At 50.1% G+C, this 13,995-nt stretch carries 11 protein-coding genes; 7 read left to right on the top strand and 4 right to left on the bottom strand.

The genetic code is table 11. From position 1 onward, the window contains the following. Positions 1-385: 385 nt before the first annotated feature. From Q399_RS0114950 to Q399_RS0114915, 7 genes are all read left to right on the top strand, one after another. The gene (locus tag Q399_RS0114950) at positions 386-1,393 is read left to right on the top strand and encodes a sensor histidine kinase (RefSeq protein WP_031569766.1); all 1,008 of its coding nucleotides are present in this window, start codon (positions 386-388) and stop codon (positions 1,391-1,393) included. Beyond that, positions 1,357-2,091, top strand: a complete 735-nt coding sequence (locus Q399_RS0114945) for a LytR/AlgR family response regulator transcription factor (protein WP_031569764.1) — start codon at positions 1,357-1,359, stop codon at positions 2,089-2,091. The genes Q399_RS0114950 and Q399_RS0114945 overlap by 37 nt, the downstream gene beginning before the upstream one ends. A gap of 77 nt (positions 2,092-2,168) precedes the next feature. Further along, complete coding sequence (locus tag Q399_RS0114940; RefSeq protein WP_211253345.1) at positions 2,169-3,545, top strand: amidohydrolase family protein; 1,377 nt, start codon at positions 2,169-2,171, stop codon at positions 3,543-3,545. Between the two features lie 208 nt (positions 3,546-3,753). Beyond that, entirely contained in the window at positions 3,754-4,149 is a 396-nt protein-coding gene (locus tag Q399_RS0114935) for a hypothetical protein (protein WP_031569761.1), read from the top strand. A gap of 142 nt (positions 4,150-4,291) precedes the next feature. Beyond that, the gene (locus Q399_RS0114930; protein WP_211253343.1) at positions 4,292-4,615 is read left to right on the top strand and encodes a YciI family protein; all 324 of its coding nucleotides are present in this window, start codon (positions 4,292-4,294) and stop codon (positions 4,613-4,615) included. Between the two features lie 104 nt (positions 4,616-4,719). Beyond that, positions 4,720-5,118 (top strand): fosfomycin resistance glutathione transferase, encoded by a 399-nt coding sequence (fos, locus tag Q399_RS0114925; protein ID WP_031569758.1) that lies wholly within the window; start codon positions 4,720-4,722, stop codon positions 5,116-5,118. A 473-nt stretch (positions 5,119-5,591) separates the two neighbouring features. Beyond that, complete coding sequence (locus Q399_RS0114915) at positions 5,592-6,191, top strand: PEP-CTERM sorting domain-containing protein (protein ID WP_157836320.1); 600 nt, start codon at positions 5,592-5,594, stop codon at positions 6,189-6,191. A gap of 199 nt (positions 6,192-6,390) precedes the next feature. Here Q399_RS0114915 and Q399_RS0114910 read toward each other — a convergent pair whose 3' ends face one another. The 4 genes from Q399_RS0114910 to Q399_RS0114895 all read right to left on the bottom strand — a co-directional run bounded on the left by Q399_RS0114910 (position 6,391) and on the right by Q399_RS0114895 (position 13,882). Next, positions 6,391-7,182: a rhamnogalacturonan acetylesterase gene (locus Q399_RS0114910; RefSeq protein ID WP_037046158.1), complete on the bottom strand. Its 792-nt coding sequence runs from the start codon at positions 7,180-7,182 to the stop codon at positions 6,391-6,393. 145 nt (positions 7,183-7,327) lie between these two features. Next, on the bottom strand, positions 7,328-8,422 hold the full coding sequence (locus tag Q399_RS0114905) for a pectinesterase (protein ID WP_031569753.1): 1,095 nt from the start codon (positions 8,420-8,422) through the stop codon (positions 7,328-7,330). Next, a complete protein-coding gene (locus Q399_RS0114900) occupies positions 8,403-10,802 on the bottom strand; it encodes a glycoside hydrolase family 88 protein (RefSeq protein ID WP_106389004.1) in 2,400 nt (799 codons plus the stop codon). Before Q399_RS0114900 ends, Q399_RS0114905 begins: the two co-directional genes overlap by 20 nt. A gap of 263 nt (positions 10,803-11,065) precedes the next feature. Then, a complete protein-coding gene (locus Q399_RS0114895) occupies positions 11,066-13,882 on the bottom strand; it encodes a TonB-dependent receptor (protein WP_031569749.1) in 2,817 nt (938 codons plus the stop codon). Positions 13,883-13,995: the final 113 nt, after the last annotated feature.

Genomic DNA, 13,995 nt, shown 5'->3' with positions numbered 1-13,995 from the left:
ATACTGCCGCTAAAAACTCTGCTTTAGCCCTTAACCGTTCTTCCAGTCTTCGCCGCTCTGATGTTTTTAAAATCAGTTGCCGCGATCTTTGGTTAACTTACCAGATGGTGTCCTTTGCAAACAGCTGGCTTAGCCCTGTCAGTGAATGCAGAGGAAAACGACTCGTCACTCAGTACACCACGAGCCCATAAGTATCGCCACAGCAGTATTCCAACTTTTTTGACCAGATAGTTGGTGTGTATTTCTCTGCGACTGAGTGGCTCTGATGCCGTTCAGTAAGCCCTTTTTACCATTCAGGTGATGATTTCTACAGCTCAGTGAATTGTTGCTTGAGCGAGTAGATTGCATGGGTTATGTTGCGTGCATGTAACTGCGGTGAGAAATTATGACGTTCACTTTAAAAGAAAAAATAAGCGTCACAGTGTTACTGTTTCTAACTTATTTAATTCCGGCAGTGCCTGACTGGCTCAATCATTCGTCAAATTATTTTGAAATAATCATGATTAGCGCGCCGATTTGGCTTCTTTGTTTTTATATAGGGCCGTTCTGGCTTCACTATTGGCTGATGCAATATTCATTTTTGAATAAACTGCATGTGGTGATAAAAGGCATTGTATTTGTCACCTTGATGTTCTTAGGTGCAATGCTGGTGAATGAATTACATCTTCTGGCATCTCCGTACTTTCGATTTAGTTTGGCTGAGCAAGTGACTTCTGCAGTGCTGTGGGGAGTGTTTTTCTTCTCGATGACACAGTTGTATATGATGTACCTGCGTTTGGCGCAGGAGCGCAGGTTGCGTGAACAAGTGCAATGGATAAACCTGAATAACCGTTTAAATCCGCACTTTTTATTTAATGCACTGAATACAATTTCTGCATTGATGTACCAATCAACCGAGCAAGCTGATGAGGTGCTGCATAAACTTTCTGATATTTTGCGTTACTCACTGGATAAGCAAACCGAGCAAGTGCGTTTTGATTATGAGCTGGCTATCTGTAAAACCTATTTAGCGATTGAAAAAGCGCGTTTTACCGACAACCTGGAAATTACCTGGTTATACAATGAAGCGCAGTTCAGTGCGATTAAAGTGCCACCATTGTTACTACAGCCGTTAATAGAAAACGCGATTAAACATGTAAAAATTAGGCCGATCAAAATAACCATTAGTGCTGAAGTTAAACAATCCAATTTAGTCTGTGAAGTGGCTGACAATGGTCAGGGCTTTAGCCAGCAACAGCTTGCGCCCATGCTGAGTGATAAACCAGAAACGCACCAAGGTCATGGTTTGGACATCGCAGCGCAACGGCTTTCTTTAGTGGGCGGAAGTTTAACTTTATTTAACCGTGAGGGGGCAAGATGTCAGGTGATATTGCCAATCAAAGCTTGCGAATAGTCATTGTTGAAGATGAAGCGCCAGCCAGACAGAAGCTCAAAATGCAGCTTGCCCAAGTGGCTGGAGTTGAATTAGTTGCTGAATGCGACAATCCACAAATGGCGATACAAACCATTGAACAGTACCGGCCCGATGTTGTTTTGCTTGATATTGAATTAGGTGAACTCAACGGTTTTGACGTGCTTGATGCTATCTCGCACCCTTGCCATATTATTTTTACAACCGCTTATGGCGAATACGCCATTCGGGCATTTGAAAGTCGCGCTTTAGACTACTTGCTGAAGCCATTTAATATCGCGCGTTTGCGGGAGGCATTATCGCGGGTGCAAGTCACACAACATCATCAGAATAACCCGTTCCAAATGCTCGGTGAAAAACCATTAATTTCCAAAGTTGGCGATAAAATGCGGGTATTGGATTATCACGATATTGTGTACATCACCACCAGTCATGGTATATGTCGCGCGGTGGAGGCTACTTCTGAATATCATTTAGAAGGCACGCTGGAATCTTTGCTGGCAATTTTACCTGGTCATTACCTGCGGGTTCATCGCAACTGTATTGTGAATGCAAAAAAGGTGTGGCAAATCGAAAAGTGGCAAAATGGCAGTTATTTGCTGCGCTTCAGAGATCATCCTCACCCGGTAACAACCAGCCGTAGCGGCGCTGGTTTAATTAAACAAGCATTTAATCTCTAATAATATTTAAAACTATCATTTAAAAATAACACCGTTCACTCGGTAGGGCTTTTTTCGGCCTGAATTTAGGGGAATATATGAAAATTGTACTTTTTTGTTTGTTGAATATGATAGCTGCGATGTGTTTTGCCAATGCGCAATCCCAGAGCTTTGTGTTAAACAATGTATTGTTACCCAACTTTAAAACGCAACAATTGGAAGCTGTGAATGTTGCCGTTGAAAATGGCAAGATAGCTAACATAGTGCCGCTTCATACACCTTTGCAGCATCGTGATTTCCGCGATGGGCAAGGCAAAGTGCTGATGCCTGCAATGATTGATATGCATTCGCACAGTATGGGCAATTCATCGCTTGATCGCTCGGACTATCAGTATATTGGTATCCGTGGCACAGCGAACGCCATGCTCTATGCCGGAGTGCATGGCTGGCTCGACTTATACAGTGATGAAAAGGATATCTTAAGCTACCGGGATAACCGCTATGGCAATAGCCGTAACGAAGCATTTGTATTTGCAGCCGGGCCCTGTTTTACCGTGCCTGGTGGGCATTGCGACTTTGGCGCGCGAAATCGGTTGATCAATTCACCAGAACAAGCCCGAAGCGAGTTAATTGAACTGAGTAAATCAAAGCCGAATGTGGTGAAAGTCGTGTATGACCACAACCAGAAAAAGCCAACGCTTGATGAAGCAACCTTTAAAGCATTTATCGACAAAGCAAATGAGCTTGGCATCAAGTCTGTGGTGCATGTGGGCACCTGGCAAGATATAAAAACAGCCAGTGAATTTGGTGCCAGTGCAGTGACCCATTTACCAGATGATAAAATGCCGGAGGGCATGGAAGATTTATTGGCAAAAAATGGCACCGTTGTGATCCCGGCGGTCGCAGTCATGACTGAACTTCTATATATGCACCAGGCATCTGAGCAAAAATTGCAAACTTCGGTCGTGGGTTTACCCTTGACGAAGACGCTGGTGGACGAATCGTTACTGCAGGATTATCCGGTTTCAGCACGTCATCCCCGCTTTTTAGCTTATCTGGAAAAATCAGCAGAACAGCAGCTTGAGAGCAATATGCTAGATGCCGTATTGCGGCTGCATGCACGCGGCGTGACCTTGTTAATCGGGTCAGACGCTGCCAACTTAGCCATGTTTCAGGGTGTTGGTTTTCATCGTGAGCTGTTTCATTTAGCCCGGTTTGGATTATCGCCCTGGCAATTATTCAAAGCTGCGACCTTAGATGCCTATGAATTTTTGGGGATTGACTGGCAAATCAAAGTAGGTGCGGATGCACATTTCACTTTGCAGGACCCGGCAATTTTTACCGACGTTGCCAAATCAACGGAAGTGCAGCAGGTGTATCTTTATGGGCGCTTAGTCGAGCGGGAAGCATTATTAGATTATGCAAAACCCGGTTTCATTCAATACGCCAAATTATTTTTAGGTTTTGAGCGCTAGTTTTTGTACGATTTTCTTTTTACTTAGGTTCGCATGATGTTGGTATAGTTGTTTAGCGCATCAGGTGCGGCCACTGTAGCGCCAAATCGCGACAGGCCTGGCCGCACTTGCGCTAATCACTAACAGATACTCGGTTTAAAGTGCTCGGCAGGATTAGCCGTCAATAGGGGTTGCGGGCGTGAGCTCATAGGGAGTTGTCAGGAGGATTATGCTCAGTTTAATGTTCGCGGTAATTCTATCGACAGCAAATATGGTTTATGCCGCCGTAATATATCTGTCATTACATGGTTGGCTGGTTGCACATGAACCAAGTGGTATGCAACTGCTTCTTCATTTAATCATTACCGCGCCCATTGTTGTAATAACTACTGCCTGGTTGTTTTATCTAAAAATGGCAAAAAACTACAGTCCAAATTTTTGGCGGTTGAACCTGGCCGGGCTTTTTATTCCGATACTCAGTATGCAAACAGGAGTGATCCATTTTCACTATGACAAGATTGGTCTCGTGATTTCTGTCCTGGTGGCACTTGGTTTGTCTTCGTTATTTTTTATAGCGCTTTGGCGAAACGCCCGCAGCGAAAAAGGCAATTACAATCGCTCATAAAAAGTTTGGGCTGAACTCGCTGCTGCTCGCCTTTGATTGTGGAGGGATAGATGGTGTCTGCAGTTGCCATTGCCAAGTTGTCCGCCGTTCAGGCGATAGCGAGGTCAATCATTTGATAAAAAAGCAGCAGTATTGGGTATCCGTGTATCGCCCGCATGGATTTGACCACTCCGCGTCGCTTGATGCGACTGCGCGGCATAATATAGACAAGCTGAATGACGAGATGGTCGCTGCAGGTGTGCGGGTATTTGTTGGCGGTTTGCGTCCTGTATCCGAAGCCAAATCCGTCATGTTAACTGACGATGGTACTTTTAATGTCGCAGACGGTGAATATCTGAAGGCCGACACCTACGTTGATGGTTTCTGGATTTTGAACTGCCAGGACATCGAAGAAGCCTTGGAGTGGGGACGTAAAGCAGCCGCGGCCTGCCGGGCAGCCGTCGAAGTGCGGCCATTCTATGGCTGAAAAGGACTTATGAGACCAGCTGCTTTTATTGCTTCCAGCGCTTTGCCATCATGGATTGACAGGGCGACTTCGGCATTGCCACTGGTTATTACCAAGGAAATCTTATGCTGCGCGGACTAAACCATATCACTATTGCAGTCAGTGACTTAGACCGTTCGCTGCGTTTTTACACCGATATTCTTGGCATGCAGGGCCATGTGCGCTGGGAGCGTGGTGCTTATTTGAGCCTGGGAGATGTCTGGTTTTGTCTGTCCGTTGATAAAGCCGCGCCGGCGCAGGATTATTCGCATATTGCTTTTGATATCGACGAAAGCGACTTTTTGCCATTTGCGGATAAATTAAGGACCGCAGGCGTGATGGAATGGAAGCAAAATACCAGTGAAGGGCAATCCATCTACTTTTTAGACCCGGACGGGCATCGGTTTGAAGCTCATAGCGGCAGCCTGCAAACCCGTTTAAATTCTTTAGCTCAGGCTCCATATTCAGGCTTGGTCTGGTTGTAGCTGCGTGCTGTGCAGGCGCCAGGCAAGCAGAGTCTGATAGGTATGCAGATGGTGTAATAAAAAATGTGCAGTCAGCTGTGTCTGTAATCAAGAAATTGAGAAGCAGTTTTACAGTATTTGAATAAGGTTCAAAATCAATTGGCAGGCATGAATCAATAAGTTCCTCGAAAACACACTGATTTTTGCAAAGTTTTTAGTCATATTTTTTGTCTTGTAGCAGCACAGAAGTGTTCAATAAAATCGCCACCTCACAACTAGTCGCCCAGATCGACGTAAACGTTAAATGGAGCAATATCAAGAGACTGTAAAAATTTTTGTCAGCCAAGCATAAATGTGTCAGCATTTTTTTCACTTTTTGAGCGCCCTCCCTGAAATCATCTGAAAAACATATAAAATACAGTGACTTGAGTGCGTGGCACTCTTTTTGCTAAAGCTGTGGTGTATTTAATGCTGTTATAAATTTTGGAATGGAAATGAAAAGTCTATTTGCTTGCTTACTTGTCTGTTTGTTTTCTAGCTTTGCTAGTGCTGACGTTATTACCTTTGATACTCAATCTGAGCAATATTTTGTATCCTCGGTCATAGAAGGGGATTATGTTTTTAAGAATAATTTTGACGGATTTGGCACTAATAACAACTTATTATGGCCAACTAACGGTACCCAGCATTTGATGTCGTGGACCAATAATGGTAGCTATTCCGGGTTTACCTTAACCTCTCTGGCGGGCTTATTTAACATAAAATCATTTGATTTTGTAGGTGGCTATGTAAACGGCGGAAATCCAGTATTTACTTTAAAAGTTACTGGCTGGCTAGGTGGCTCACTGATAAATTCATATATCTTTCAATCTGGTACAGATTTTTTGAACGCTACTTCCTATACGACATTGAGTACCATCTTCACTGGAATCGATTCGTTCAAAGTGGAAGCGGTTGGCAATTTGAACAGAGCTAGCTTCGATAATTTTTTGGTTAATACTGAAACAAATCCGGTACCTGAGCCAGTATCAATCGCGTTGCTTGGTCTTGGATTGGCTGGAATTAGGCTCTCGCGCTGGAAAGCAAAAGCCTAACATATGTATTGAGGTATAAATAAAAACGGGCTGTATAGCCCGTTTTTATTTTCTGGTCATGAAGGCGTTCAGTTTCACAAACAGATAATACAAGCCTGCCCCCATACTACTTCTGCAAAAGATGTCTTGCTGCCAAATCCGAACTGGGGGCTTAGACACTAGCAACTGTCATCGCCTGTTCTCTTGTGTTGTACGTTATTTAGAGCATGTTCCGCCAGACATACCGTGCCAGCGGATGCTGCCTGGCTTTTAAGTCGCGGATAAACAGCTGGGCTATCCAGCTGGCGCCTTGCACGGACAAGTGCGTGTTGTCGATTTTGCCTTCCGGGAATTGTTGGTAAAGGCCGGCTGGCACCTGGATAAAATAGGCCTGGCTGGCAGCGGCGCCAATGCGGGTTAAATCAGCGCAGCTATGTGCGTTTAAATCAAAGAGTTCTACTTTTTCACTGGCGGCAACTTTACGGGCAGCTTCGGCGTAGTCGGCGAGTTTGTTTTCGAGCACGCCTTGATCGTTAAAACTGCGCCGGCAAATTGAGGTGGCGAGCATAGGAATAGCGCCTTTGCTGCGCACTTCGCTGATAAAACGGCGTAGCAGTTGTGGGTAGGTGGAATCAACGGCGGCGTAGCGCGCCGGGTCGTCTTGTTTCTGGTCATTGTGGCCAAACTGGATCAGCACATAATCACCCTGGCCTAAATCACTGATTAATAACTGCCAGCGGCCTTCGTTGAGAAAACGTAAGGTGCTGCGGCCATTGGCGGCATGATTGATGATCGACAGTTCCGGCAACATAAAAGCGCGCAGTAACTGACCCCAGCCGCGTTCCGGATAGTTCAGGTTAGTCTTGTCGGCCATGGTGGAATCGCCGACCAGGTGCAGGCGTGGGGCCGGCATCGAGGTACTGGTGCCACTTGGAATGCCGGTGGCTTGGGTGGATACAGGCAACATCAGAAGTCCCATCAGGAAAAGAAATACAGTAGCGAATTTGGTCATTGCGGTCATCCGGTTGTTGAGTTCAAAGCAGAGGCGTTTAGCAAGTCCGTAAGGCGGCAACATTTACGGCGACGATATGTACGCCACGTGGTGGCCAGCGTGTGACGCCCAGCGGGCTTCGTTTGCCGATACCTACGCGATTTTTCTATTTGGTGTTGAGCCATTGCCGGCTGCGGGCTAATTCGGTCAGTGGTTGCCAACGCTCACCGAATACCGTTGTGCTGGCACTTTGCGCGTCAGCGTAAGCTGTAGTTTGTGCCGCATTGAAATTGTCGCTGAGCCATTGATACGCAGGCCCCTGATTTTGATAATAGAAGTTCCGGTCGCCGTAACGGTTTGGCTGGTCGCGCTGCGGCTCGTCCGGATAGGTGCGGCGGAAAATCGGCTGGTTTGCCAGCGCGCTGCTGAATCTGTTGCCAGCGAGCACAAACTGGCCATCGTAATGGCGCCGGCCGAGCTGAAAATCAGTGACGCCGTGAAAACTTGAGTTCAGCACCACCAGCTGCTGCGAGGCGGCCAGTTCGCCGTCGTGCCACAGGGTTGCCGCCTTATTGTGATTGACAAAATCACTGTCGAGTACCAGCGCGCTGCCACGTGGGCACAGCATATCGACGCGGCCGCTGAAAAAACTCTGCCGGTGCAGATACATGCCATTTTGTTTATTCCACAGGCTCATGGTATCAGCGCCGTTACTGGCAAACTGGCTTTGGTCGGTGATGATACGGGTCGCTTTGGCAAAACCGCGCACGGCAAACTGATGTTCAAACCGCGCCGGGTCATGTGGGTTTTCTAAGGCGTAGCTGTTGTGTACTGCCAAATCCAGCAATTGAATATCGCTGGCGTTGATATTGACCACCGCCGCACCCCAGTCTTTTTCCAGATCAGCACCGGAGGGGAGTGTCGCAGTCTGGCGTGCCGCCAGAAAATGCTGCCGAAGTTCCGGGTATTGGATGATAGTGCGGTTTAAACCACCGCCGGCCAGCACCACTTTATCGCGCCGAAGGAACAGCTTTTCGCGATAAAGGCCAGGTGCGATGCGGACAATGGCCCAGCGGTTGGCGTCCGGTCCTGCGGTCGGCAGGCTGTCGAGCGCCGCCTGAATAGTGCGGAAGCTATTCGGGGCGCTGCTTGCATTCACCTGCAGCCACAGCGGTGGCTCATCTGTATCTGCTGCGATAGCGCTGCTGACAAACCACAGCGCAATGCAGCAGAAAAGTACGTTATTGTAACAGCCGCGCAACTTGCACCCCGGCCATGATAAAAGGCCCGACGCCTTTGGCGTCATTGCGGATCACCGGCTCGTTTTGGTAGTAGTCATAGCTGCCGTCGCGGCCAAAACCCAGGCCAGCTACTTGCACCATTTGCGTCAGATGTGCGGTGCCGTTGGCGTCGAGCAGCACAAACTGGTTCAACAGGCCCTGATAGGCTGCAAGCGTAAAGTCTTGATAGCTTTGGTCGATCAGGCCCTGATTCAGCGCCTTGGCGTAAAAATATACAAACATACTGCTGGCGCTGGATTCCAGATAATTGCCAGCGACGCCGGGTTTATTCGGGATTTGGTACCAAACCTTGGATGCCGGGTCGACATGGGCTTTTAACGCCACCGCCAGTTCCCGTACCATTTGTTCCAGCGGCGCGCGTAAATCAGCGCGTTCGCGCGGGATATAGTCCAGCGTATCGACTACCGCCATCGCTAACCAGCCGATGCCGCGGCTCCAGAATTCTGGCGATAACCCTGTGGTTTTGTTAGCCCAGACCTGCTGCTTTTTTTCATCCCAGCCATGGAAATACAGGCCGGTAGCCGGGTCGCGTAATTTGTCGCGCACGGCGACAAATTCATGCACCACTTCTTCTAACCCCTGACCATTGTTAAACAGCTGGTTGTAGTGGGCCAGAAACGGGATGCCCATATAAACGCCGTCGAGCCAGACCTGATGCGGATAGATTTTTTTGTGCCAAAAGGCGCCATTGCTGGTTTTCGGGTGGTCTTTGAGCTGGTCGCGCAATAACGCGGCGGCTTTTTGGTATTTCGCTTCACCGGTTTGTTCATAAGCGCGCAGCAACACATTGCCGCTGTTGATGCTGTCGATGTTGAATTTTTCGCGCTGATAGCTGTGAATACTGCCATCGGCCGCGACAAAAGAGTCGGCCATTTTCAGCATGGCCTGGTTGTAGGCCGGGTTTGGCGCCAGCTGATGCAAGTCATCATAGGCCTGCAACAGCAGGCCTGTGGTGTATTCAAAAGTGGTCGGGCGTTCGCGCTCAAAATCCCAGCCGCCCCAGACATAATGCGGTGCCTGCAACTGTAAACCGGCATAGGCCAGCTGCTGGCTCCAGTACAGCGCCTGCTGCGCTGTTAACGGCTTGCTGATGGCCGCTGTGGTGGCGGCGTTGCTGATTTTGACCCGAATTGGCCGGTCGAGGATTTCCAGGTGCTGCTGTAAATAGGCGACAAAATCCGCCTGATTGGTGATGCCGTTTTTCTCGCCTTGCCAGGCAGCCAGCAGGTAATAATCCAGCTTGCGCGCCGGATTCATCTCACCCATTTTGGCAGGCGCCAGCCCGGTTAATTCCATCACCGCCACGTGGCTGTTGGCATCTGCGGTCAGTTTTTGCAGTTTGCCGCGTTTAAACACCACGGCCATGCCGAGCAAATCGTTGTTCAGGCTTTGTTTGCCATAAGTCGCGAGGTAGGTGTACTGATGACCGGAAACCTCCAGCGTGCCTTGCAAGAGTTCGGTGCCTTGGTGTTTCACCAGACCAATCGCCAGATTATCCAGAGGCTTAGCATTAGCGTCTGGCGCTTTGAGTTCCAGCTGGTTTCTCAGCAAGCGGCTGCCCGCCTGCATGCTCAAATGCGCGCGCACATCCAGCGTGCGGCCGGCGATTTGCCAGTCGTGATAATCAATGCTGAGTGAGGAAAACAACGGGCCGGACTGGTGAATCGTCGCGCTGTGGCCTTTTAACACCGACACGCCTTGTGCTGCGCTGCCGTCCCAGTAACCAAAACCACCGGCGCCTAACGACTTGCCAACTTTAAGTAAATCCAGGCCCCACGGCTGCATACTGTGATAAGAGCTGTATCCGTCCTGGCCGACCTGATGCAGCACCGGGCTGCCGGTAATATTGCCGAAAATATCAAAGCCGTTGCGCCAGTCGAGATAAATACGGTATGCCACGCGGTCCGACTCGATGCCCGGGCCTTCGTAGCGGATAAATTCTGAATGATCAGTGTATTGTGGTGGCGGCGTCAGGCTTTGTACGTTCTCAAAAGTACCGCCTTTGTAGACTTTGCCATCCCATTGCCCACCGGTTTTTTGCGAAATTTCCGCGGCAGTGCGTTTTGCGCTGGTGCTGGCCGGGGTCGGTTTCACTTGCCATTGCTGCTGCTCGCCGGCAGCAAAATCTGCCATCGCTAACAGACTGTCGAGGCTGCCATTGCCGTCGCTGTCGATGAGCTGGCTGGGGATTTCTCTGGTGCCTGACCAGACTGAGGCTGAACCAGGAATGCCAACGATGCCTAAATCAGTGAAAGTCACAGTTACCGGCGAATCTGGCCGGGCAAAAGCCGACGGATTGGTGACAGTTAAGGTTGCCAGACCGGCAGGGGCCGTTGCCATGGCTGAATTCGCAGGCGTCACTGGCTTAGCGCAGCCACTGAACAACACACCGGCACAGACGCCACCAATCAACAATGCCAATGGCTGGCGGACCAAATAAACAACTCGGGGATTTTTAAGCACAGCAAATACCGTCCAAAAAAGGCAGCGGGCAAACAGACCCGCTGCAAACATCCAGGGCGTAGGGCAACGGGAACAAGCGTCGCACCACGCCATGCCGGGAGAACTCAGGCACTGGTTTGCACCAGCGCCGTTTTTAAACATCAATACTTGTACTGCACGCCCAGGTAATACTGCCGGCCTGTCTCATGGTAATAAGTCAGGCGGTCACCGGCGCTGTCGACCCACTGGTCATCGACTTCATTGGTCAGGTTCAGCGCTTCGAAGCTGATTTTCCACTGTTCAGTGAAGGCATAACTCATCGACGCATCGACGTTGGTGGTGGCGTTGGTGCCTTCCATGTCGTTGTTTTCACGGCCAATGGCGGTGGTTAAGTACTTGTCGCGTTTGGCAAGACTTACGCGGGCATTGAGTTTTTCATGCTCGTAATACAGCGTAGCGGCAACTGTATTGCGCGACAGACCAGTCAGATCACGTGTGGCCTGCACCACACCTGCGGTGTTGATGTAGTCCATCTGCGCTGACACATGAGTCAGGTTGCCGATAAAACCAAAACGGTTCCAGAAATCCGGCAGGAAGGTAAATGGCAGCTGATAGCTGACTTCATAACCTTTTAAATCACCGCCTGGGCCGTTTAACGGCGTGGTCACGGACCAGTCGACGTTTTCGTTACAACCGGTCGCTTCACCATACCCTGGGCCTGCAGTACAGGCGGCAACGGCGGCTGATACAGGTAAGCCGGTTTCAGTGAAGGCTTTAGTTTCACGCAGCGTCTGCACGTGGCTGTCGATATCTTTCTGGAACAGTGCAATGCCAAGCATCGATTCGTCGCTGAAGTACATTTCCAGGCCTAAATCGTAAGTTTTGGCGCGGGTTGGTTCCAGGTATGGGTTACCGCCGGCGACTGAACGCGCGCTACCTGATACTGACACCGACACGTTTGGACGGATGGCTCCGAGGCCAGCACGAGCCATTACTTCGGCATAACCAAAGCGCAGCACTACATCTTCCCACGGCTCGTAGTTCAGGTTCAGCGACGGCAGCAGCTCGTCGTATTTATGCTCGACTGTGACCTGGGTTGGCGTGACGCCCACTGTGGCCCAGGCGGTGGAGCTTTGTTCGGTCTCAACGCGGCGCACACCAGCGTTACCCCAGAACGGCGCGTCGTTTAAGTAAGTGTTAAACGATGACATTAACCAGATGCCGGTGGTGTTTTCCTCAGCCGAGTAGTTGTCGTCACGGCGGAAATCTTTGCTGACAGTGAATACACCGGTATTGCTATACAGGCCATATTTGGCGTCGATGGCAGCAAAATCCGGCACCAGCCAGTTTGGATTTGGCCCTAAGCCAGAGTTATAGGTCTTGATTAAATCCGGCGTGTAGACAATGCCTGCGCCGTTTTCAGTCTGGCGACGCGCTTCGTAACTTTCAAAGCTGAAGTCTTTTTTGTGCAGACCACCTTTGATCACCCAGACGTCGTTGACGGTCCAGGTCAGATTTAATTCAGCGCTGTCGAACTGGTTTTCCGCACCGAGCGGGCGCAGGCGCACTGAGTTTGACGTCCAGCCGGTGGGTTGGAATATGCTGTCGCCGAAGGTCAGGATCGGGCTTTGCCGTGCGCCATCGCGATAGTCATAGCTAAAAGCTGCGCCGGTTTTTTCCATTACCAAAGTGGTTTGCACCGGGTTGTCGAATTTCGACACTGCAGTCCCAACCATCGCATCAAATTTTAAGCTGTCATTGATGTGGTGGGCGAAGTTCAGGTTGATCTGATGGAAGTCGGTGCCCAGTTCGTCAAAGCGGTTTTCCGCCCGCACCGTGGCGTTGTCGAACTTGCCGTACGTCATCGTATTAGTGTCGTCGATGAAATACTCCAGCACGTTCATGTTGCCGGTAGCGCCGCTCGCTGCTGTTGCAGTGGTAGGGCGGTTGGCGCCGGCGTTTAAGATGCCTTGCAGGAAAATTTCATTGCGCGTTGCATCAGTGCTGGCATACAGCATATCCAAATCGACTTTGGTGTCGTCGTTTGGCCGGTACTGGAAGGCAGCGCTGGCACCGACCCGCTCCATTTCGTGGGTGTAGGAATCGTAACGCGGCAAGCGCGGCCGGAAGGCGTTGTTGATAGTGTTCAGTTCTGTGGCGGTTTTTGAGCCTTGATAGCTGCCGAAGTCATTGACGTTGGCCCAGCGCACGGTACTGGCGCCCTGGTCTTTTAAGCTGCGCTCAGAGAACGAGCCGGAAATTAACGCACCAAATTTGCCGTCAGCGAAGTGGTCGCTGATCAGGAAGGATGCTTTCGGGTCGTTTTTCTCCGATAAATCGTTGTAGCCAAGCTGGCCGGATGCGGAGAAAGTAAAGCCGTCGTAGTCAAAAGGCCGGGCAGCGCGCAGGTCGACGGTAGAGCCTAATGAGCCTTCTTCGACGTCGGCGCTGGCGGTTTTACGTACGGTCAGCGAGCTGAATAAGTCGGATGAGAAGGTGTTAAAGTCAAAGCCCCGACCGCGGTTGGCGCCACCAATCTGGTCAGTACCGCCCGAAGTGGAGATCGCTTCCATACCGTTGATGCGGACCCGGGTAAAATCTGGGCCTAAACCGCGTACGGTGATCTGGCGTCCTTCACCGGCGGCGCGGCTGATGGCCACACCCGGAATACGCTGCAGCGATTCAGCCAGGTTTAAATCCGGAAAATCAGCGATGTCTTCCGCCATGATGGCGTCGATGGCGCTGTCAGACTGGCGTTTGACGTTCAGTGCATTGGACAGACTGTCGCGGAAGCTGCCGGTGACTTCAATGACTTCGATGTCTTTATCTGCTTTGGCTTTTTCTGCGGCGGTTTGTGGCGTGGCTTGCTGAGCGGCGTCTTGTGCGGCCAGTGCAGAAGCACTGAAGCTGCCGGTGAGTGCAATGGCCATTGCCAGAGTCAGCGGTTGCAGGCGCCATGCCTGTTTGTGAGCTGCCATGATGTCTTCCTCGTCGGGTTTGTTCTTATGGTGCCATACGACCTTCGCCGTTGACGCTTTTTTATCTGGCCCGTCTTAAAGACAAGCCCTGTTGATTCGTTTTTTGTTTTTGT

Origin of the sequence: Rheinheimera texasensis DSM 17496 (genome assembly GCF_000711985.1) — a bacterium.
Lineage (GTDB): Bacteria > Pseudomonadota > Gammaproteobacteria > Enterobacterales > Alteromonadaceae > Pararheinheimera > Pararheinheimera texasensis.
Note: the sequence above shows the minus strand (reverse complement) of the source record. Positions and strands in the feature narration are given on the sequence as shown.

Coding starts and splice junctions, on each gene's coding strand:
- fos (WP_031569758.1), top strand. CDS start 4,720: ATGCTGCGCGGACTAAACCATATCACTATTGCAGTCAGTGACTTAGAC.
- Q399_RS0114895 (WP_031569749.1), bottom strand. CDS start 13,882: ATGGCAGCTCACAAACAGGCATGGCGCCTGCAACCGCTGACTCTGGCA.
- Q399_RS0114900 (WP_106389004.1), bottom strand. CDS start 10,802: ATGGCAACGGCCCCTGCCGGTCTGGCAACCTTAACTGTCACCAATCCG.
- Q399_RS0114945 (WP_031569764.1), top strand. CDS start 1,357: ATGTCAGGTGATATTGCCAATCAAAGCTTGCGAATAGTCATTGTTGAA.
- Q399_RS0114915 (WP_157836320.1), top strand. CDS start 5,592: ATGAAAAGTCTATTTGCTTGCTTACTTGTCTGTTTGTTTTCTAGCTTT.
- Q399_RS0114950 (WP_031569766.1), top strand. CDS start 386: ATGACGTTCACTTTAAAAGAAAAAATAAGCGTCACAGTGTTACTGTTT.
- Q399_RS0114935 (WP_031569761.1), top strand. CDS start 3,754: ATGCTCAGTTTAATGTTCGCGGTAATTCTATCGACAGCAAATATGGTT.
- Q399_RS0114910 (WP_037046158.1), bottom strand. CDS start 7,182: ATGACCAAATTCGCTACTGTATTTCTTTTCCTGATGGGACTTCTGATG.
- Q399_RS0114940 (WP_211253345.1), top strand. CDS start 2,169: ATGAAAATTGTACTTTTTTGTTTGTTGAATATGATAGCTGCGATGTGT.